16 protein-coding genes and 1 riboswitch are annotated in these 19,474 nt (G+C 69.9%); of the genes, 9 read left to right on the top strand and 7 right to left on the bottom strand.

The window, feature by feature from the left end; genetic code table 11:
• Positions 1 to 51 precede the first annotated feature (51 nt).
• The 6 genes from IPZ69_RS25270 (at position 52) to IPZ69_RS25245 (ending at position 7,490) form a co-directional block, all read left to right on the top strand.
• Entirely contained in the window at positions 52 to 1,449 is a 1,398-nt protein-coding gene (locus tag IPZ69_RS25270) for an HD-GYP domain-containing protein (protein ID WP_235456720.1), read from the top strand.
• Between the two features lie 32 nt (positions 1,450 to 1,481).
• Positions 1,482 to 2,828 carry an HD-GYP domain-containing protein gene (locus IPZ69_RS25265; RefSeq protein WP_235456719.1) on the top strand — a complete coding sequence of 449 codons (1,347 nt, stop codon included), beginning with the start codon at positions 1,482 to 1,484 and terminating at the stop codon, positions 2,826 to 2,828.
• Between the two features lie 131 nt (positions 2,829 to 2,959).
• Complete coding sequence (locus IPZ69_RS25260; RefSeq protein WP_235456718.1) at positions 2,960 to 3,940, top strand: hypothetical protein; 981 nt, start codon at positions 2,960 to 2,962, stop codon at positions 3,938 to 3,940.
• Between the two features lie 124 nt (positions 3,941 to 4,064).
• Positions 4,065 to 4,715 carry a peptide deformylase gene (gene def, locus IPZ69_RS25255; protein WP_235456717.1) on the top strand — a complete coding sequence of 217 codons (651 nt, stop codon included), beginning with the start codon at positions 4,065 to 4,067 and terminating at the stop codon, positions 4,713 to 4,715.
• A 322-nt stretch (positions 4,716 to 5,037) separates the two neighbouring features.
• On the top strand, positions 5,038 to 6,123 hold the full coding sequence (cyc1, locus tag IPZ69_RS25250; protein WP_235456716.1) for an epi-isozizaene synthase: 1,086 nt from the start codon (positions 5,038 to 5,040) through the stop codon (positions 6,121 to 6,123).
• Positions 6,120 to 7,490, top strand: a complete 1,371-nt coding sequence (locus IPZ69_RS25245) for a bifunctional albaflavenone monooxygenase/terpene synthase (RefSeq protein ID WP_235456715.1) — start codon at positions 6,120 to 6,122, stop codon at positions 7,488 to 7,490. The genes cyc1 and IPZ69_RS25245 overlap by 4 nt, the downstream gene beginning before the upstream one ends.
• A gap of 33 nt (positions 7,491 to 7,523) precedes the next feature.
• Here IPZ69_RS25245 and IPZ69_RS25240 read toward each other — a convergent pair whose 3' ends face one another.
• From IPZ69_RS25240 to IPZ69_RS25205, 7 genes are all read right to left on the bottom strand, one after another.
• Positions 7,524 to 8,489 carry a helix-turn-helix domain-containing protein gene (locus tag IPZ69_RS25240; protein WP_235456714.1) on the bottom strand — a complete coding sequence of 322 codons (966 nt, stop codon included), beginning with the start codon at positions 8,487 to 8,489 and terminating at the stop codon, positions 7,524 to 7,526.
• A 247-nt stretch (positions 8,490 to 8,736) separates the two neighbouring features.
• On the bottom strand, positions 8,737 to 9,750 hold the full coding sequence (locus tag IPZ69_RS25230) for a ribonucleotide-diphosphate reductase subunit beta (protein ID WP_235456711.1): 1,014 nt from the start codon (positions 9,748 to 9,750) through the stop codon (positions 8,737 to 8,739).
• Positions 9,750 to 12,131 (bottom strand): ribonucleoside-diphosphate reductase subunit alpha, encoded by a 2,382-nt coding sequence (locus IPZ69_RS25225; protein WP_235456708.1) that lies wholly within the window; start codon positions 12,129 to 12,131, stop codon positions 9,750 to 9,752. Before IPZ69_RS25225 ends, IPZ69_RS25230 begins: the two co-directional genes overlap by 1 nt.
• A gap of 125 nt (positions 12,132 to 12,256) precedes the next feature.
• Positions 12,257 to 12,380, bottom strand: a riboswitch (cobalamin riboswitch).
• Positions 12,381 to 12,442: 62 nt separating this feature from the next.
• Complete coding sequence (locus IPZ69_RS25220) at positions 12,443 to 12,949, bottom strand: GNAT family N-acetyltransferase (RefSeq protein ID WP_235456706.1); 507 nt, start codon at positions 12,947 to 12,949, stop codon at positions 12,443 to 12,445.
• Positions 12,950 to 13,027: 78 nt separating this feature from the next.
• Positions 13,028 to 14,656 (bottom strand): monocarboxylate uptake permease MctP, encoded by a 1,629-nt coding sequence (gene mctP / locus IPZ69_RS25215; protein WP_235456704.1) that lies wholly within the window; start codon positions 14,654 to 14,656, stop codon positions 13,028 to 13,030.
• Complete coding sequence (locus IPZ69_RS25210; RefSeq protein WP_235456702.1) at positions 14,653 to 14,922, bottom strand: DUF3311 domain-containing protein; 270 nt, start codon at positions 14,920 to 14,922, stop codon at positions 14,653 to 14,655. The genes mctP and IPZ69_RS25210 overlap by 4 nt, the downstream gene beginning before the upstream one ends.
• A gap of 189 nt (positions 14,923 to 15,111) precedes the next feature.
• Entirely contained in the window at positions 15,112 to 15,876 is a 765-nt protein-coding gene (locus IPZ69_RS25205) for a GntR family transcriptional regulator (protein ID WP_235456701.1), read from the bottom strand.
• 410 nt (positions 15,877 to 16,286) lie between these two features.
• On the opposite strand from IPZ69_RS25205, the gene IPZ69_RS25200 reads away from it, so the two are divergent.
• The 3 genes from IPZ69_RS25200 to IPZ69_RS25190 all read left to right on the top strand — a co-directional run bounded on the left by IPZ69_RS25200 (position 16,287) and on the right by IPZ69_RS25190 (position 19,473).
• The gene (locus tag IPZ69_RS25200) at positions 16,287 to 17,573 is read left to right on the top strand and encodes an extracellular solute-binding protein (RefSeq protein ID WP_235456700.1); all 1,287 of its coding nucleotides are present in this window, start codon (positions 16,287 to 16,289) and stop codon (positions 17,571 to 17,573) included.
• A gap of 74 nt (positions 17,574 to 17,647) precedes the next feature.
• Positions 17,648 to 18,634: a carbohydrate ABC transporter permease gene (locus IPZ69_RS25195; protein WP_235456699.1), complete on the top strand. Its 987-nt coding sequence runs from the start codon at positions 17,648 to 17,650 to the stop codon at positions 18,632 to 18,634.
• Complete coding sequence (locus IPZ69_RS25190) at positions 18,631 to 19,473, top strand: carbohydrate ABC transporter permease (protein WP_235456697.1); 843 nt, start codon at positions 18,631 to 18,633, stop codon at positions 19,471 to 19,473. The genes IPZ69_RS25195 and IPZ69_RS25190 overlap by 4 nt, the downstream gene beginning before the upstream one ends.
• Position 19,474: the final 1 nt, after the last annotated feature.

The following is a 19,474-nucleotide window of genomic DNA, read 5'->3' as shown; positions in this document are numbered from 1 at the left end:
CCCGCCCTAGGCTCCGGAGGCCTGGACAGGCATGGTCGGGGGAGGGGCGTCATGGAGGCGGTACCGACACGGGCACGCGTCTACGTGGCTTGTGTCGCCCTCCTCGCGCTGCTCTGTCTGCTGCCGCTGCCCCGCACCCACGTGCCCTGGTGGGCCGTCGCGCTGCTCGCCGTGCTGTACGCGGCCTGCGAGTACGTCGCCCGGCGCCGTTTCGCGGGCACCTTCTACCCCGTCCTGCTCGCCGGGGCGTTTCTGCTGCCCCCGCCCGCCGCCGCGCTCGTCCCGCTGTCGGCCGCCCTGCTGCCCGGCGGCGCCGGATCCGCGCCCACCCCGCTGCGCCGGGTGTGGCGGGCCGCCCAGCCGGCGCTCGCGGTGTGGGCCGCCTCCCGGGTGCACTGGATGCTGGGCGGCCGGGACGCGGTCGTCGGCGCCGACTTCCCGTACGCGCTCGTGCCCGCCGGGGCGGCCGTCCTCGCCTTCTGCCTGGTACTGGCCGTGCTCGACGGCGGGATCCTCGCCCTGGCCGAGCGGGTGCCCGCGCGGCGGGCCTGGCGTGGGCTGCTCGCCCGGTCGCTGGCGCCGATCGCGGTGCACGGCCTCGCCGGGCTGATGATGGCCGTGCTGTGGCGCAGTCCGTACGGGCCCGTCGCCGCGCTGCTGGTGCTGCTGCCGATGTGCGTGTCCTGGTGGGTGTTCGCCCAGTACCACCGGGAGCGGGCCGCCCACCAGGCGACCATCCGCGCCCTGGTGCAGGCCGTCGACATCAAGGACGGGTACACGCGCGGGCACAGTGAGCGCGTCGGGCAGGCGTCCGTGATGATCGCCCGCGAGCTCGACATGGACGACGAGCGCGTCGAGGTGCTGCGGTTCGCCGGGATCCTGCATGACGTGGGCAAGCTGGGCGTGCCGACCCGGCTGCTCAGGAAGGACGGTCCGCTCACCCCCGAGGAGCGGCGGGTCATCGAGCTGCACCCCGAGTACGGCCACGAGATGGTGCGCGGGATCTCCTTCCTCGGCGAGGCCCGGGCGGCGATCCTGCACCACCACGAACGGCTGGACGGCAGCGGGTACCCCTACGGGCTCATGGGCGGCCAGATCCCGGAGTGCGCGCGGGTGGTGGCCGTCGCCGACGCCTTCGACGCGATGACGTCCACGCGCTCCTACCGCCGGGCCCGGCCGGTCCAGGCCGCGCTGGAGGAGCTGGAGCGGTGCGCGGGCGCCCAGTTCGACCCGCGGATGGTCACCGCGCTGGCCCAGGCGCTCGGGCGGTACGGCTGGCACCCCACCGTCACCGCCGACGAGACCCCGCTGCCCACCTCGCCGCCGGCCCCGCCGCCGTCCCGGGACGCCGTCGACCGCGCCGAAGAGAACCGCACCGAAGGGAACCGCGCCGAGGCGGATCGCGCCGAAGGGGACCGCGACCGCGTGGGACGGGGCGCCGCCTCATGACCTCCATGGCCTCGCCGACCCCCATGGCTCCCATGGCCCCCACGACCTCGGGCGCCGCCACGACCTCGTGCGCTCCCCTGCTGCTCCTGCGGCTCATACGCGGCTGCGCCGCGCTCCTCGCCGTCGTCTCCCTGGCCCTCACCCTCTGGTACGGCATACAGGAGCGCGGCGTCGCCCTGGCCTTCGGCACGCTCATAGCCGTCGGTGAGCTGAGCCGGTGGACCGGCGCCCCCGCCCGGCAGGCCGCGCCCCTGGGCGCCGCCGGAGCGCTGTCGTACGCCCTGCTCGGCGAGGTCGCCGGCCGGCCGGCCGTCCCCCGGGCCGTCGACTCCGCCGTCGTCGGGGGCACCGCCGTCGCCACCGCGCAGGTCGTCACCGTCGTCCTCGTCGCCTCCCTGCTGGGCAGCGTGCCCCACATCTGGCGCGGCCGGACCCCGACCCTCGACCACCTCGCCCGCCGCGTCCTGACCGTCGGCTTCGCGGCCGTCTGCTTCCAACCCCTCGACCACCGGGGCGTGTTCCAGACCTGGACCGGCCCTTCCCACGCCCTGCTGGTGCTCGCGCTCCTCGTCCTCACCTCACTGTGCGATGCCGTCCTGGCCGCCGCGCTGGCCCACTCCCGCACCCGGTGGCCCTTCGCTCCACTGCTGCGGGACGAGCTGCGGGGGCTGCGCGGGATCGGGTCCGCGGTGTGCGCGACCGGCGCGGTGATGGCGCTGGCGGTCGCCGTCGCCGGGCTGTGGGCGCTGCCCGTGTTCTGTCTGCCGCTGCTGCTCACCCAGCTGTCCATCCGCCGGTATGCCGCCGTGCGCGCCACCTACCGGCAGACCATCGCCTCCCTCGCCCGCGCCACCGAGATAGCCGGGTACACCCCGGCCGGGCACGCCCGGCGGGTCGCCGCGCTCAGCCGGGCCGTCGGCCGGGACCTGGGGCTGTCCGGGCCCGAGCTGACCGTCCTGGAGTACGCGGCGCTCATGCACGACATCGGCCAGCTCAGCCTCGTCGACCCGGTGCCGGCCGGGGCCACCGCCGCGCTGCCCGCCGAGGAGCAGCGGCGCATAGCGCTGCTCGGCGGCGCCGTAGTACGGCAGACCGGGGTGGACGCGGCGGTCGCCGTGGTGGTGGAGCGGCAGGCCGACCCCTACCGCGAACAGCCGGTGGCCGCGCGGATCGTCCGGGCGGTGAACGCGTACGAGGAGAAGGTGCGCGACGCCGGGCCCGGCGGCCCGCTCAAGGCCCTTGAGGAGCTGCGGCTGGGCACCGCCGGGGACTACGCGCCCGAGGTCGTCGAGTCGCTCGCCCGCGTGCTGTGGAATCAAAGGTGTGGCGCGGAGCGTCTCGGGCAGGGGTGGTGGCGGGTTACGGGCGGGACTGTCTGACCCTGCCCCTCGCTGGGTAACCCATGGGTAATGAGCGCCCCTCCATCCGTACGTGGTTGGATGCGAGGGAGAGGGTGTCCGGGGGCACAAGCCAGCCCACTGAGCGGAACTGGAACTGGCAGGCGGGAATCGTGAGGATCTTCGGCAAGGGACGGCACCGGCCCTCCGCCTCCTGGCGGCAGGCCACCGACCGTGCGTTCACGCTTATCGGCGACGGCCGGTACGAGGACGCGGGCGAGCTGTTGACACGTGCCGCCGACCTGGAGCCGTGGCTGTCGGAGTCCTGGTTCAACCTCGCCCTGCTGCACAAGTTCCGGCACGACTGGGAGCAGGCACGGGCGGCCGGGCTGCGCGCCGTGGCGCTGCTCGACCGGGAGACCGGCGCGCCGGACTGGTGGAACGTCGGCATCGCCGCCACCGCTTTGCAGGACTGGCCGCTGGCCCGGCGGGCCTGGCAGGCCTACGGGCTGCGGGTGCCGGGCGGGGCCGCCGTCGCCGGTGAGCCGGCCGGTATGGAGCTGGGCAGCGCGGCTGTGCGGCTGTCGCCGGAGGGCGAGGCCGAGGTCGTGTGGGGACGCAGGCTCGATCCGGCGCGGATCGAGGTGCTGTCCATTCCGCTTCCCTCGTCCGGGCGACGCTGGGGCGAGGTCGTGCTGCACGACGGCGTGCCCCACGGCGAGCGCACCACGGCCTCCGGGCACGCCTATCCGGTCTTCGACGAGATCGAGCTGTGGGCCCCGTCCCCGGTGCCGACCTGGGTGGTCCTGCTGGAGGCCGCCACCGAGGCCGACCGGGACGCCCTGGAGCAGCTGGCCGCGGACGCGGGGTTCGCGGCGGAGGACTGGTCGTCGTCCGTGCGGCTGCTGTGCCGCATGTGCTCGGAGTCGCGCATGCCCTCCGACGAGGGCGACGGGGTCCATCTCGACCCGCACGACCACAGCGAGCCGGGTCATCCCGGGCCCCTGGGACACCGGACCGACGGGCAGCTGTGGGTACCGGAGCGCGAGTGCGGGGTGGCCGCGCCGGCTTCCCTGGTGCGGGGGCTGCTGGACGGCTGGGTCGCGGACAGCCCGGACTCAAGAGACTGGCGGGACCTGGAAGAGGTCTGCTGAGACCGCGGTCGAGCACGGTCCGGGATGGCCGGTCGCACGGTTCCCCGCGCCCCCACGGGGGCGCTGCACGTACCCTGTACCAGCAACTTCACCCCTTGTTTTCCGAGGAAGGCGTACGTCGGTCATGGCTCAGCAGGACACCGATCAGCAGCACGCGGGCGTGCTCCCCGTCGACGACGAGGGTTATGTCGTCGACACGGAGGACTCCGAGGAGCGCGAGAACGCCTGGCGTGAGCGCGGTACCTCGCGGCCGATCACGGTCGTCGGCAACCCGGTGCTGCACAAGGAGTGCGAGGACGTCACCGAGTTCGGCGCGGAGCTCGACCAGCTGGTCGCGGACATGTTCGCCTCGCAGCGCACCGCCGAGGGCGTCGGCCTCGCCGCCAACCAGATCGGCGTGGACCTGAAGGTCTTCGTGTACGACTGCATGGACGACGAGGGCCTGCGGCACGTCGGCGTGGTCTGCAACCCGAAGCTGGTCGACCTGCCCGCGGACGAGCGCCGCCTGGACGACAGCAACGAGGGCTGCCTCTCCGTGCCGACCGCGTACGCGCCCCTCGCGCGCCCCGACTACGCCGAGGTGACCGGGCAGGACGAGAAGGGCAACCCGATCAAGGTCCGCGGCACCGGATACTTCGCACGGTGTTTGCAGCACGAGACCGATCACCTGTACGGCTACCTCTACATCGACCGGCTCTCCAAGCGTGAGCGCAAGGACGCGCTGCGGCAGATGGCCGAGAACGAGCCGCGCTACCCGGTCGTCGCCAACGACTGAGACGGCGGTGGCCGCCCGTGGCAACTGGGGTGCGGGCACGCCGATGTGACGCCCGGTCAGGAGGTCTCCTGGCCGGGCGTCCCGCGTTGCCGCCGGAGTCGCTCGTGCGTCCATCGCACATTCGATCCTTTGTGCGCCTCTAGTGATCCCTAATCAGTCACACAAGGGGAGATTCTCGGCGTCGGGGGGTAGTGAGTGAAGCAAATCCGTTCCCAGGGCGGTCAGTTGTGGTGCTGAATGGGAAGTGCGGGGATACACAACGGCGCACGCCCGGCACATCGGGTGGGGCGTGACGCACCTGGCGGCTGAGAGGGGTTTGTACGTGCATGCTTTCCCACACGGCACCACATCGACGCCTACGGTGATCCCGGTACCACCATCACTCGCCCTCCCGGCGATCGAGGCCGAGTTTCCCCGGCAACTACATCCGTATTGGCCGCAGTTGCAGGAGAAGACGCGCCTCTGGCTGCTGGAAAAACGGCTGATGCCGGCCGACAAGGTGGAGGAATATGCCGACGGACTTTGCTACACCGACCTCATGGCGGGCTACTACATGGGCGCCCCCGACGACGTCCTGCAGGCCATAGCCGACTACAGCGCGTGGTTCTTCGTCTGGGACGACCGCCACGACCGTGACATCGTGCACGGCCGCACCGCCGACTGGCGGCGGCTCAGGTTCCGGTTGCACGCGGCTCTCGACGCACCCAAGCACCACCTGCACCATCCGGACCCCCTGGTCGCGGGTTTCGCGGACAGCATGGTGCGGCTCTACTCGTTCCTGCCCCCGACCTGGAACGCGCGGTTCGCCCGGCACTTCCACGCGGTGATCGAGGCGTACGACCGGGAATTCGGCAACCGCGTCCGGGCCTACGTGCCCACGGTCGAGGAGTACCTCGCCCTGCGGCGCCTCACCTTCGCGCACTGGATATGGACGGACCTGCTGGAGCCGAGCGCCGGGCGTGAACTCCCGGACGCCGTACGAAAACATCCGGCATTTCGCCGTCCGGCGCTGTTGAGTCAGGAGTTCGCCGCCTGGTACAACGACCTCTGTTCACTCCCGAAGGAAATCGCGGGCGACGAGGTGCACAATCTCGGAATCAGTCTCATTGTCCATGAAGGACTGACACTCGAAGAAACGGTCACGGAAGTGAGGCGGCGCGTCGAGGAATGCGTCACGGAATTCCTCGACGCGGAACGCGAGGCCCTGCGCTTCGCCGCCCGCCTCGACGACGGCACACGGCGCGGAAAGGAACTCGGCGCCACCGTGCGCGCCTGCGTCGGCAATATGCGGAACTGGTTCAGTTCCGTCTACTGGTTCCACCACGAGTCCGGCCGGTACATGGTCGACAGCTGGGACGACCGGTCCACGCCCCCGTACGTCAACAACGAAGCGGCAGGTGAGAAATGACCGTCGAGTCTGTGCGGCCCGCGGCGCCCGACGCGCCCGAGCTCAGCGAGCCACCCCTGGCGGGGGGCGCCGTCCCGGTCCTGGGCCACGGCTGGAAGCTGGTCCGCGACCCGCTGGCCTTCATGTCCCAGCTGCGCGACCACGGCGACGTCGTACGCCTGAGGCTCGGACCGAAGACGGTGTACGCCGTCACCACGCCGGAGCTCACCGGCGCCCTGGCGCTCAGCCCCGACTACAAGATCGACGGGCCGCTGTGGGAGTCCCTGGAGGGCCTGCTCGGCAAGGAGGGCGTGGCCACCGCCAACGGCCCCCGGCACCGGCGCCAACGGCGCACCATCCAGCCCGCGTTCAGGCTCGACGCCATCCCCGCGTACGGGCCGGTCATGGAGGAGGAGGCGCACGGGCTGACCGAGCGCTGGCGGCCTGGCGAGACCGTGGACTGCACCTCCGAGTCATTCCGGGTCGCCGTGCGCATCGCGGCGCGCTGCCTGCTGCGCGGCGACTACATGGACGAGCGGGCCGAGCGGCTGTGCGTCGCGCTCGCCACCGTCTTCCGCGGTATGTACCGCCGGATGGTGGTGCCGCTCGGACCGCTCTACCGGCTGCCGCTGCCACCCAACCGGAAATTCAACCGGGCGCTGGCCGATCTGCATCTCCTGGTCGACGAGATCGTCGCCGAGCGCCGGGCCTCTGGTCAAAAGCCGGACGATTTGCTGACGGCATTGCTGGAGGCGAAGAACGAGAATGGCGACCCCATCGGGGAACAGGAGATCCACGACCAGGTCGTCGCGATACTCACCCCCGGAAGCGAAACAGTCGCCTCCACGATCATGTGGCTGCTCCAGGTGCTCGCCGAACACCCGGAACAAGCGGAGAAGGTACGTACCGAGGTCGATTCCGTGACCGGCGGTCGACCGGTCGGATTCGTCGACGTCCGTCGGCTCACGCACGCCAACAATGTCGTAGTCGAAGCCATGCGTTTGCGTCCGGCCGTATGGATATTGACGCGGCGCGCGGTCACGGACACCGCGCTCGGCGGCTATCGCATTCCGGCGGGCGCGGACATCGTCCACAGCCCGTACGCCGTCCAGCGCGACGGGCGGTCGTACGCCGGGCATCTCGACTTCGACCCGGACCGCTGGCTGCCGGAGCGGGCCCAGGACGTGCCGAAGTACGCCATGAACCCGTTCAGCGTCGGCAACCGCAAGTGCCCCAGCGACCACTTCTCCATGGCCCAGCTGACGCTGATCACCGCGGCGCTCTGCGCGAAGTACCGCTTCGAGCAGGTCAGCGGGTCGAACGACGCGACCCGGGTGGGCATCACGCTGCGGCCCCACCGGCTGTTGCTGACGCCCGTGCCGTGGTGAGCACCGCGTGAAGGACCTGGTACCGGCGCGTGTTCAGGCGGCCTCGGGGCCCCGGAACGCGCGCCGGTAGGCGTTCGGGGTGGTGTCCAGCGCCCGGACGAACTGGTGACGCAGCGCGGCCGCCGTGCCGAAGCCGGTCCGCGCGGCGATCGCGTCCATCGTCTCGTCCGTGCCTTCCAGCAACTCCTGGGCCAGCAGCACGCGTTGGCGCAGGATCCAGCGGTAGGGCGTGGTGCCGGTCTCCTGCTGGAAGCGGCGGGCGAAGGTGCGGGGCGCCATGAACGCGCGGGCGGCGAGCTGTTCGACGGTGACCTCCTCGTCGAGGTGCCGCTCCATCCACACCAGTACCTCGCCGACCGTGTCGCACGAGTCCCGGGGCAGGGGGCGTTCGATGTACTGCGCCTGTCCGCCGTCCCGATGCGGCGGCACCACCATGCGCCGGGCGATCTTGTTGGCGACCTCCGGCCCCTGTTCCTTGCGCACGATGTGCAGACAGGCGTCGATCCCGGCCGCGGTGCCGGCGGAGGTGATCACCGGGTCCTCGTCGACGTACAGGACGTCCGGTTCGACGCGGGTGCGCGGGAAGCGCCGGGCGAGCGCCTCCGCGTGCCGCCAGTGCGCGGCGCAGCGCCGCCCGTCGAGCAGGCCGGCGGCGCCCAGCACGAAGACGCCGGAGCAGACGCTCAGCACCCGGGCGCCCCGGTCCACGGCCCGGCGCAGGGCGGCGAGCAGCTCGGGGGGATAGTCACGGCCGACGTTCGCGTCCGAGGCCGGTACGGCGATCAGATCGGCCTCCTCCAGCCGGTCGAGGCCGTACGGCGTGGAGACGGTGAGCCCGCCGACATGGGTACCCAGGGCCGGACCCTCCGCCGAGACCACGGCGAAGTCGTACACCGGCAGCCCCTCGTCGCTGCGGTCGAGGCCGAACACCTCGCAGACGACGCCGAGCTCGAAGGGATGCACACCGTCGAGCAGGACGGTGGCCACGTTCCTCAGCATGCGTCCAGTGTGCCTCGGAAGTGGCAGTAATTCGAGGGTGTGCGGCAGTCCTGCCACTGTCGGTAAGGAGTGTTCGGGGCGACAGTGGTGTCATGAATACGGCGCAGACAGAAGCCCTGATCGGAATGGCCGTCACCCTGGGGATCCTGGTCCTCCTGGTCCTCCCCTCACTGATCGGCATCGTGCGCGAGCGGCACATCGACCGACAGCTCAGGGAGGCCCAGGAGGCCACGACAGCGGGACGGGATCAGAAGTCCTCGTCCAGGTCGACGGTGCCCTCCACCGCCACCTGGTACGCCGACGGACGCCGCTCGAAGAAGTTGGTCAGCTCCTGAACACCCTGGAGCTCCATGAAGGAGAAGGGGTTCTCGGAGCCGTACACCGGGGCGAAGCCGAGGCGCGTGAGGCGCTGATCGGCGACGCACTCCAGGTACTGCCGCATCGAGTCGGTGTTCATGCCCGGGAGGCCGTCACCGCACAGGTCGCGCGCGAACTGCAGCTCGGCCTCGACGGCCTCCCGCAGCATGTCGGTGACCTGCTGCTGGAGCTTGTCGTCGAAGAGCTCCGGCTCCTCCTTGCGGACGGTGTCGACCACCTCGAACGCGAAGGACATGTGCATCGTCTCGTCGCGGAACACCCAGTTGGTGCCGGTGGCGAGACCGTGCAGCAGACCCCGGCTGCGGAACCAGTAGACGTACGCGAAGGCGCCGTAGAAGAACAGGCCCTCGATGCACGCGGCGAAGCAGATGAGGTTGAGCAGGAAGCGCCGGCGGTCGGCCTGGGACTCCAGGCGGTCCAGCTTCTCGACCTCGTTGATCCACTTGAAGCAGAACCCGGCCTTCTCGCGGATGGACGGGATGTTCTCCACGGCCGCGAAGGCGGCGGCGCGGTCGTCCGGGTCGGGCAGGTAGGTGTCCAGCAGCGTCAGATAGAACTGGACGTGCACGGCCTCCTCGAAGAGCTGGCGGCTCAGGTACAGCCGCGCCTCCGGGGAGTTGATGTGCTTGTACAGCGTCAGTACCAGGTTGTTCGCGACGATCGAGTCGCCGGTCGCGAAGAACGCGACCAGCCGGCCGATCAGGTGCTGCTCGGCGGGCGTGAGCCTGGCGAGGTCGGCGACGTCCGAGTGGAGGTCGACCTCCTCGACGGTCCAGGTGTTCTTGATGGCGTCCCGGTAGCGCTCGTAGAAGTCGGGGTAGCGCATCGGACGCAGGGTCAGCTCGAAGCCCGGGTCGAGCAGGTTCTGGTTACGGGTGGTCATTACTGGCAGGCCTCGCAGGACTCGGGGTTTTCGAGGGAGCAGGCGACGGCGTCGGGGTCGGCGGCCTGCTGGACGGGGATGGACGCCTGCGTCTGCGCCTGGGCGGCGCGGGCGATGCGGGTCGCCGGGCGCGAGCGCAGGTAGTACGTCGTCTTCAGGCCCTGCTTCCAGGCGTACGCGTACATCGAGGAGAGCTTGCCGATCGTCGGTGTCTCCAGGAACAGGTTCAGCGACTGCGACTGGTCCAGGAACGGGGTGCGGGCCGCGGCCATGTCGATCAGGCCGCGCTGCGGGATCTCCCAGGCCGTGCGGTACAGCGCGCGCACGTCCGCCGGGATCCACCCGAAGTCCTGCACCGAGCCGTTGGAGTCGCGCAGCGCCTCACGGGTGCGCGCGTCCCAGACGCCGAGCTGCTTGAGGTCGTTCACCAGGTACGAGTTGACCTGGAGGAACTCACCGGACAGCGTCTCGCGCTTGAACAGGTTGGAGACCTGCGGCTCGATGCACTCGTAGACGCCCGCGATCGAGGCGATGGTGGCGGTCGGCGCGATGGCCAGGAGCAGCGAGTTGCGCAGGCCCACCGAGGCGATCCGCTCGCGCAGCGCCGCCCAGCGTTCCGGCCAGCTCGACTCGACGTCGTAGTGGTCGGGGTGCAGGACACCCCGGGCCGTACGGGTCTTCTCCCAGGCCGGCAGCGGGCCGTTGCGCTCGGCCAGGTCCGTGGAGGCCTCGTACGCGGCGAGCATGATGCGCTCGGCGATCCGGGTGGACAGGGCGCGCGCCTCGGGCGAGTCGAAGGGCAGGCGCAGCTTGAAGAAGACGTCCTGCAGACCCATCGCACCCAGGCCCACCGGACGCCACTTGGCGTTGGACCGGCCAGCCTGCTCGGTCGGGTAGAAGTTGATGTCGACGACCCGGTCGAGGAACGTGACGGCCGTACGGACGGTCTCGTCGAGGCGCTCCCAGTCGATGTCCCCGTTGCTCACGAAGGCGCCGAGGTTGACCGAGCCCAGGTTGCAGACCGCCGTCTCCCCGTCGTCCGTGACCTCCAGGATCTCCGTGCAGAGGTTGGAGGAGTGGACGACGTGGCCCGGCTCGGCCGTCTGGTTGGCGGTGCGGTTGGCGGCGTCCTTGAACGTCATCCAGCCGTTGCCGGTCTGCGCGAGCGTCCGCATCATGCGGCCGTACAGATCACGCGCCGCGATGGTCTTGCGCGCGAGCCCGGCGGCCTCGGCCGCGCGGTAGGCGGCGTCGAACTCCTCGCCCCACAGGTCGACCAGCTGCGGCACGTCCGCGGGCGAGAACAGCGACCACTGGCCGTCGGCGTTCACGCGGCGCATGAACTCGTCCGGGATCCAGTGCGCCAGGTTGAGGTTGTGCGTACGGCGGGCGTCCTCGCCGGTGTTGTCGCGCAGCTCCAGGAACTCCTCGATGTCGGAGTGCCAGGTCTCCAGGTAGACCGCGGCCGCGCCCTTGCGCCGGCCGCCCTGGTTCACGGCGGCGACGGAGGCGTCCAGGGTCTTCAGGAACGGGACGATGCCGTTGGAGTGCCCGTTGGTGCCGCGGATCAGCGAACCGCGGGAGCGGATACGGCTGTACGACAGACCGATGCCGCCGGCGTGCTTCGAGAGCCGGGCGACCTGGTGGTAGCGGTCGTAGATGGAGTCCAGCTCGTCCTTGGGGGAGTCGAGGAGGTAGCAGGACGACATCTGGGGGTGTCGCGTACCGGAGTTGAAGAGCGTGGGGGAGGAGGGCAGGTAGTCGAGGCGGCTCATGAGTCGGTAGAGCGCGGTGACTTCGTCGACGGACCGGGCGCCCGCTTTTGAATCAAGCGCAGTGTCCTCGGCGAGACCGGCGGCGACGCGCAGCATGAAGTGCTGCGGCGTCTCGACGACGCTGCGGGTGATCGGGTGCCGGAGCAGGTAACGGCTGTGCAGGGTGCGCAGGCCGAAGTAGCCGAAGCGGTCGTCGGCGTCCGGGTCGATCAGCGCGTCCAGCCGCTGGGCGTGCAGGCGCACGAACTCGGCGGTGCGGTCGGCGATCAGGCCCTCGCGGTGCCCCACGGCGACGGACTCGGTGAACGACGTCACGCCCTGCGACGCGGCCTCCGCGCGGATCGACACGGTCAGCAGCCGCGCGGCCAGCCGGGAGTAGGCCGGGTCCTCGGAGATGAGACCGGCGGCCGCCTCGGTGGCCAGCTCGCGCAGCTCCGTCTCGTCCGCCTGCGCGGACCGGCCGCGCAGCGCGGCGGCGGCGACCCGGCCGGGGTCGGCGTCGGGGAGGTCGGCGGTCAGCTCGGTCAGGATCCGCAGCAGCGCGGCACCGGGACCGTCGGTCTCCAGGCCTGTCGCTGAAGCCGGTTCGGCTGGCGCGATGGTCACGTGGGGCTCTCCCTCGCTCGGCACGGGGGCCTGGCGGAGGGCAGGGGGCAGCACACGAGCGCACGGGGCGTCGCGTCCACCGGCCCACTCCACGAGGCCCGGACGTCAGGGCAACCCGGACCGGACGGCCGGGCGCGCTGTCGGCAGGTCCTCGGACTGAACAGGCGTGTGGATGCACGCAAGTACACCGTTGCGGGACAGTTCCGGATTCGCACCGGATTCCCCTGTGGCGACAGCGAGCATGAGCATACATCTAGTGCCGGGTGGAGACAGCACCCCCATATGTTGTGTCGTGGCGACTCCGGAGCGTGTCAGAGCGTCAACTCATAGGTGAGCAGCATGAGGTCGTCGACGTCCGGAATGGGGTTCCAGTCGCGCTCGGGGGCGCGGACGAAACCGAGCCGTTCGTAGATCCGGTGGGCGGCGTGCATCGACTCCTGGGTCGACAGCACGATCCCCGCGCACCCCCGCGTGGCCCGCGCGCGGTCGACGCAGGCCCGGACCAGCGCCTCGCCGGCACCCCGGCCGCGGGCCGCGTGGGAGACCGCGAGCATGCGGATCTCGGCCTCCCCGGGACCCGCTATGTCGGCCATGGGGCCGCCCGACGGCACGAAGGTGACCCCGCCGAGCACCTCGCCGTCGGTGACGGCGACGAGCACGTCGGCGGCGGCGGCCCGCTTGGCCACGTTGCGCAGTTCGCCGAGGTACCAGTCGCTCTCGCCGAAGGTCAGCAGGCCGTCCTGGAGATAGGCCTGGGCGGTGATCTCGCCGAGGGTGGCGTGTTCGTCGGGGGATACGGGTCGGATCACGATGTCCATGCACCGAGTGTGCCCGGTGGGTACGACAACGGGCCGCCGACTTCTCGCTGTCGGCGGCCCGCTCGTAGGATGTACGGCTCAGTGGGCGCTGCCCGCCGTGGCCGGCGGCAGTTCCACCTCGACGCCCGGGTCTCCGGCGTCCGCCGTGTAGTCCTCGGGCCTGGTCTGGTCGACGCCCTCGGGAGCCTTCACGGCCTTCAGGACGAAGGTCAGGACCACCGTGACGGCCAGGTTCAGCACGAACGCCGTGAGGCCGATGTAGCCGATCTCGCCGATGCCGGGGATCTCCTTCGCCGAGCCGCCGAAGTGCTTCTGCGTCGGGGAGGCGACGCCGTAGGCGGCGACGGTGCCGTACACCATGCCGACCGCCCAGCCGGCGAGCAGGGCCCAGCGGTGGAACCAGCGGGTGAACAGGCCGCCGACCAGGGCCGGGAAGGTCTGCAGGATCCAGATGCCGCCCAGCAGCTGGAAGTTGATGGCGACCGTCTTGTCCATGGTGAGCACGAAGACCAGGGCGCCCACCTTGACGAGCAGCGAGACCAGTTTGGAGACCTTCGTCTCCTGCGCGGGTGTCGCGTCCGGCTTGATGAAGTCCTTGTAGATGTTGCGGGTGAAGAGGTTCGCGGCCGCGATGGACATGATGGCGGCCGGGACCAGCGCCCCGATGCCGATCGCCGCGAAGGCCACGCCCGCGAACCAGTCCGGGAACATGTTCTCGAACAGCTGCGGGATCGCCAGCTGGCCGTTGGTGACCTTGACGCCGGCCGCGATCGCCATGAAGCCCAGCAGGGCCAGCAGGCCGAGCATGAGGGAGTACAGCGGCAGGATCGTGGTGTTGCGGCGGATCACCTCACGGCTGCGCGAGGAGAGCGTCGCGGTGATCGAGTGCGGGTACATGAACAGCGCGAGCGCGGAGCCCAGTGCCAGCGTGGCGTACGTCCACTGGCCCGCCTCCGCCGGGACCAGCGCGCCGCGCGGCTTGCCCGTCGCCGGGTTGGTCTGCGCGTACGCCTCGCTCGCCTTGGCGAAGATGTCGTCGAAGCCGCCCAGCTTGATCGGGATGTAGATGATCGCCACCGCGATGACGATGTAGATCAGCGTGTCCTTCACGAACGCGATCAGGGCGGGGGCGCGCAGGCCCGAGGAGTAGGTGTAGGCCGCCAGCACGCCGAAGGCGATCAGCAGCGGGAGGTCCTTCACGAACCAGTTCGTGTTGTCGCCGCCGCCCACGCCCATCACGTCCAGTACGGCCTGGATGCCGACGAGTTGGAGGGCGATGTAGGGCATCGTGGCGAGGATGCCGGTGACGGCGACCGCCAGCGACAGGCCCTTCGAGCCGAAGCGGCCGCGCACGAAGTCCGAGGTCGTCACGTAGCCGTGCCGGTGGGACACCGACCACAGGCGCGGCAGGAACGTGAAGATCAGCGGGTAGACCAGGATCGTGTACGGCACGGCGAAGAAGCCGGCCGCGCCCGCCGCGTAGATGGCGGCCGGGACGGCGACGAAGGTGTACGCCGTGTAGAGGTCGCCGCCGAGCAGGAACCAGGTGACCCAGGTACCGAACGACCGTCCGCCCAGGCCCCATTCGTCGAGCGAGTGCTCGTCGTCGGCCTTGCGCCAGCGCGCGGCCAGGAAGCCCATGACCGTGACGGCCAGGAAGAAGAAGATGAAGACGCCGAGCGCGACGCCGTTCACACCGTCCTTCATCGCGACGCACCCCCGTCCCGGGCGGCCCGGCGGGCGCGCTGGTCACGCCGCCACAGCTGGTACGCGATCACCGTGAGCACGGTGGAGGCCGGCACCCACAGCATCTGGTACCAGTAGAAGAACGGGATCCCGATGAACGCGGGGTCCGTCTTGGAGTACGAGCCGACCCACAGCATCGCCACGAAGGGCGCGATCAGGCACACGGCGATGACGACGCGCAGGGGCGTCACCACCGCCGCTCCGGTCACATCGGACGCATCTGACATCAGGCGGCTCCGTCCCCTCGCTGATCACCACTGATCACCTGTAATGCGCAGGCAATCTAGGCGACTGTCTCGGGCGAGTGGAAGACCTCGTCTGCCTATCGGTATGTCGATTCGGTGCAGATTGGGGTCCCGCCATGAAGTTGACGCAAAAGCGACGGCCGGAGCGGGGGCGCGGGGGCCGAACCGGCCTTAGTCCTGGGGGCGCTTGAGGCGGGCCACGAACTTGTAGCGGTCGCCGCGGTAGACGGAGCGGACCCACTCCACCGGCTTGCCCTCGCGGTCCAGGGAGTGCCGGGAGAGCATCAGCATCGGCAGGCCGACGTCGGTGCCGAGCAGGCCCGCCTCGCGCGGGGTGGCCAGCGAGGTCTCGATGGTCTCCTCGGCCTCCGCGAGGTGGACGTCGTACACCTCGGCGAGGGCGGTGTAGAGGGACGTGTACTTGACGAGCGATCTGCGCAGCGCGGGGAAGCGCTTCGCCGACAGGTGCGTGGTCTCGATGGCCATCGGCTCGCCGTTGGCCATGCGCAGCCGCTCGATGCGCAGCACGCGGCCGCCGGCCGTGATGTCGAGCAGCACGGCGAGCCGGTCGTCGGCGGTGATGTAGCCGATGTCCAGCAGCTGCGAGGTGGGCTCCAGGCCCTGGGCGCGCATGTCCTCGGTGTAGGAGGTGAGTTGCAGCGCCTGGGAGACCTTGGGCTTGGCGACGAAGGTGCCCTTGCCCTGGATGCGCTCCAGGCGGCCCTCGACGACCAGCTCCTGGAGGGCCTGGCGCACGGTCGTGCGCGAGGTGTCGAACTCGGCGGCGAGCGTGCGCTCGGGCGGGACGGGCGTGCCGGGAGCCTGCGTCTCCGTCATGTCCAGCAGGTGCTTCTTCAAGCGGTAGTACTTGGGCACGCGCGCGGTACGGACGGTAGCCCCATTCTCGTTCTCCGCACTGCTGACGTCGGTGCTCATGTTCTGCCTTCCCGGCTCCTGGTGCCGAAGCGACCGACGTCCCGCCGGTCACGGCTCACATCGTGGCACGGCTTCGTCCGACAGGAGTCCACCGCACGCTCCGTGATCCCCTCTGGTATACCTTCGCGCCCCTCGTTGGTCTAGTCCATCCCCGTCGCCGATGGCAGTGGTCCAGCGGAACTGGTCCGTCCGATCTGTCGCTTGCGCAATGAAAGGTCCCTGCATATCTCGGTCCCATCACGGACGCCCGGAGCCTGCTTGAACACCCTTGACAGGCCTATTGGTCTGGGCCAAGCTCCCCGTACTGGTCTACACCATTGGTCCAGGTCCCGGCCCCATGGGCGGTACGAAGCGTTGGGCGCTTGCCGCGGGGAGGCAGGGGGGTTTGTGGCATCCCTGAGGAGGGTGGCGTGAAGCGCAAGCTGATAGCCGCGATCGGTATCGCGGGCATGGTCGTCTCCATCGCGGCGTGTGGCAGTGACAAGAAGGACGACGGCGGTTCGGGCAAGGGGGCGGACGCCAAGGAGCTGACCGTCTGGCTCACCGTGGACGCCCAGAACAACTGGCCCAACCTGGTGAAGGCCGCCGACGCCGCCGTGCAGAAGAAGCACCCCGGCATCAAGATCAAGCACGAGTACTACGGCTGGCCGGACAAGAACACCAAGCTGGACGCCGTCCTCGCCACCGACAAGGCCCCCGACGTGGTCGAGATGGGCAACACCGAGATGCTGGGCTACATGGTCAAGGGCGCCTTCGCGCCCGTCGACGCCGCGCAGTTCGGCAACTCCTCCGCCTGGCTGGACGGCCTCAAGGCCTCCGTGACCTACGACGGCAAGACCTACGGCGTGCCGTACTACGCCGGTGGCCGGGTCGGCACCTGGCGCAAGGACATCGCGGCCGCGTCCGGCATCAAGGCGCCCCCGAAGACCTACACGGAGCTGACCTCCGACCTGGACAAGATCCAGAAGAAGCAGGGCGCCAAGTTCAACGCCTGGTACCAGCCCACCCGTGACTGGTACGCGGCCATGTCCTTCGTCTACGACGCCGGCGGCTCCATCGCCGTCGAGTCCGGCGGTCAGTGGAAGGCGAACCTGTCCTCGCCCGAGTCCCTCAAGGGTCTCAACGAGTTCAAGACCATCCTCGACAAGTACATGCACGGCGACAAGACGAAGGACGAGTCCGACCGCTACATCGTCTACGGCCAGGGCAAGTCGGACCTGATCTTCGGCGCCGCCTGGGAGGGCGCGACCGCGGCCGACCCGAAGAACGACAAGACCGGCAAGCTCAAGGACGACCTCGAGAACTTCGTGATGCCCGGCCCGTCCGGCAAGAACCTGCCGGTCTTCCTCGGCGGTTCCGACCTCGCCATCCCGGTGAAGTCCAAGGCCCAGGGCGTCGCCGCCGAGTGGATCAACGCCTTCACCGGTCCCGAGGGCCAGAAGGGTCTGATGGCCAAGGGCAACCTGCCCAACAACAAGACGGACCTCGCCACCCTGAAGAACGACCCGGCGACCGTCGTGCCGGCCACCGCGGCCGAGTCCAACTGGTTCGTCCCGATGGCCCCCGGCTGGGGCCAGGTCGAGAAGGCCCAGGTCCTGCAGACCATGCTGCAGAACATCGGCACCGGCAAGAAGTCGGTCGAGGCCGCCGCGAAGGACGCGGACGCCGCGATCGACAAGGTCATCAACACCAAGTGATCTGAGATCGGGGCCCTGTCCGCCGACAGGGCCCCGCCTCTCGTACGACCCGAGGGACCGCTGAGGAGCGCGCGATGAGTGCCGCAGACACGACCACCCCTGCCAAGGTGCCGCCACCGCGGCAGGCGCCGCCACCGGACGTCCCGCAACGGCCACGCGGAAAGCGGACGTCGAGCGGGGCGGCCACCCCCTGGTTGCTGCTCGCGCCGTGTCTGCTGGTCCTCGCCCTGGTCATGGGCTATCCGTTGGTCCGCCTGGTCACCCTGTCCTTCCAGGAGTTCGGGCAGTCCCAGCTGTGGGGCTTCAAACCGGCCGAGTCCGTCGGCTTCGCCAACTTCTCCAAGGTGCTGGGGGACGACGAGTTCTGGCAGGTCGTCCTGCGCACGGTGATCTTCGCGGTCGGCTCGGTCGTCCTCACCATGGTCCTCGGCATGCTGATCGCCCTGCTGCTGCAGCGCGTCTCCGGCTGGGTCAAGACCCTCGTCAACATCGCGCTGGTGGCCAGCTGGGGCATGCCCGTCATCGTCGCCACCACCGTCTTCAAGTGGCTCTTCGACGCCGACTACGGCGTCCTCAACGCAGTGCTGAGCAAGCTGCCGGGCGTCGAGCTGATCGGCCACAACTGGTTCGCGAGCGGCCCCGAGGGACTGGCCGTGATCATGCTCCTGGTGGTCTGGGGCGCGGTCCCCTTCGTGGTCATCACGCTCAGCGCCGGCCTCACTCAGGTCCCGGCGGAACTGGAGGAGGCGGCCCGCCTCGACGGCGCGGGCTCCTGGGGCGTCTTCCGGTACGTCACCCTGCCCATCCTCAAGCCGATCATCGTGATGCTCACGACCCTGTCGGTCATCTGGGACATGGGCGTCTTCCCGCAGGTCTTCGTGATGCGGGGCGGGCACCCGGAGGCCGAGTTCCAGCTCCTGACCACCTACTCGTACGACCGCGCCTTCGTGGTCAACGACTATGCGCAGGGCTCGGCGATCGCCCTGATCACCGTGGTGCTGCTGCTCGGCGTGGTCGCCGTGTACATGCGCCAGATGCTGAAGATCGGAGAGGTCGAATGAGCACGCTCGCCCCCGCCGCCCGCCGGAGGTCGAGGTTCGGCTGGAACCTCCTCGGCCTGCTGGTCTTCGTCACCGCCGGCTTCCCCGTCTACTGGATGCTGAACACGGCGTTCAAGCCGGCCAAGGACGCCATCGACCCGGACCCCAGCCTGCTGCCCACCGGCCTGACCCTGTCCAACTTCCGCCGCGCGCTGGACATCGCCGACTTCTGGGGTCCGGTCGGCCGCAGCCTGGTGGTGTCCCTGTCCGTGGTGGTGATCGGCATCGTCGTGGGCATGCTCGCCGCGCTCGCCATCTCCCGGTTCGCCTTCCGCGGCCGCAAGATAGTGATCGTGGGCATCCTCGCGGTGCAGATGGTCCCGCTGGTCGCCATGATCATCCCGGTCTTCCTGCTGCTGAACGACCTGCATCAGTACGACAAGCTCACCGGCCTGATCATCACCTACCTGACCTTCATCCTCCCCTTCACGGTGTGGACGCTGCGCGGCTTCATCGTCAACATCCCGCGGGAGCTGGAGGAGGCCGCGATGGTCGACGGCTGCTCCCGCACCGGCGCCTTCGTCCGCGTCGTCTTCCCGCTCCTCGCCCCCGGCATGGTCGCCACCTCGGTCTACGCCTTCATCCAGGCCTGGAACGAATACCTGTACGCCCTCATGCTGCTCAGCCAGGAGCACCAGACGGCGACCGTGTGGCTCGGCAACTTCACGACCAAGCACGGCACCGAGTACGCCCCGATGATGGCCGGCGCCACGATGATGGCCGTGCCGATCGTCGTCCTCTTCCTCCTCGTCCAGCGCAAGATGGCCGCGGGCCTGACCGCGGGCGCCGTGAAGGGATAAC

Source organism: Streptomyces olivochromogenes (genome assembly GCF_021538895.1).
Lineage (GTDB): Bacteria > Actinomycetota > Actinomycetes > Streptomycetales > Streptomycetaceae > Streptomyces > Streptomyces olivochromogenes_A.
The sequence above is the reverse complement of the archived record's forward strand: the minus strand, read 5'-3'. Positions and strand labels throughout refer to the sequence as shown.

Coding starts and splice junctions, on each gene's coding strand:
- IPZ69_RS25270 (WP_235456720.1), top strand. CDS start 52: ATGGAGGCGGTACCGACACGGGCACGCGTCTACGTGGCTTGTGTCGCC.
- IPZ69_RS25265 (WP_235456719.1), top strand. CDS start 1,482: ATGGCCCCCACGACCTCGGGCGCCGCCACGACCTCGTGCGCTCCCCTG.
- def (WP_235456717.1), top strand. CDS start 4,065: ATGGCTCAGCAGGACACCGATCAGCAGCACGCGGGCGTGCTCCCCGTC.
- IPZ69_RS25245 (WP_235456715.1), top strand. CDS start 6,120: ATGACCGTCGAGTCTGTGCGGCCCGCGGCGCCCGACGCGCCCGAGCTC.
- IPZ69_RS25240 (WP_235456714.1), bottom strand. CDS start 8,489: ATGCTGAGGAACGTGGCCACCGTCCTGCTCGACGGTGTGCATCCCTTC.
- IPZ69_RS25230 (WP_235456711.1), bottom strand. CDS start 9,750: ATGACCACCCGTAACCAGAACCTGCTCGACCCGGGCTTCGAGCTGACC.
- IPZ69_RS25220 (WP_235456706.1), bottom strand. CDS start 12,949: ATGGACATCGTGATCCGACCCGTATCCCCCGACGAACACGCCACCCTC.
- mctP (WP_235456704.1), bottom strand. CDS start 14,656: ATGAAGGACGGTGTGAACGGCGTCGCGCTCGGCGTCTTCATCTTCTTC.
- IPZ69_RS25210 (WP_235456702.1), bottom strand. CDS start 14,922: ATGTCAGATGCGTCCGATGTGACCGGAGCGGCGGTGGTGACGCCCCTG.
- IPZ69_RS25205 (WP_235456701.1), bottom strand. CDS start 15,876: ATGAGCACCGACGTCAGCAGTGCGGAGAACGAGAATGGGGCTACCGTC.
- IPZ69_RS25195 (WP_235456699.1), top strand. CDS start 17,648: ATGAGTGCCGCAGACACGACCACCCCTGCCAAGGTGCCGCCACCGCGG.
- IPZ69_RS25190 (WP_235456697.1), top strand. CDS start 18,631: ATGAGCACGCTCGCCCCCGCCGCCCGCCGGAGGTCGAGGTTCGGCTGG.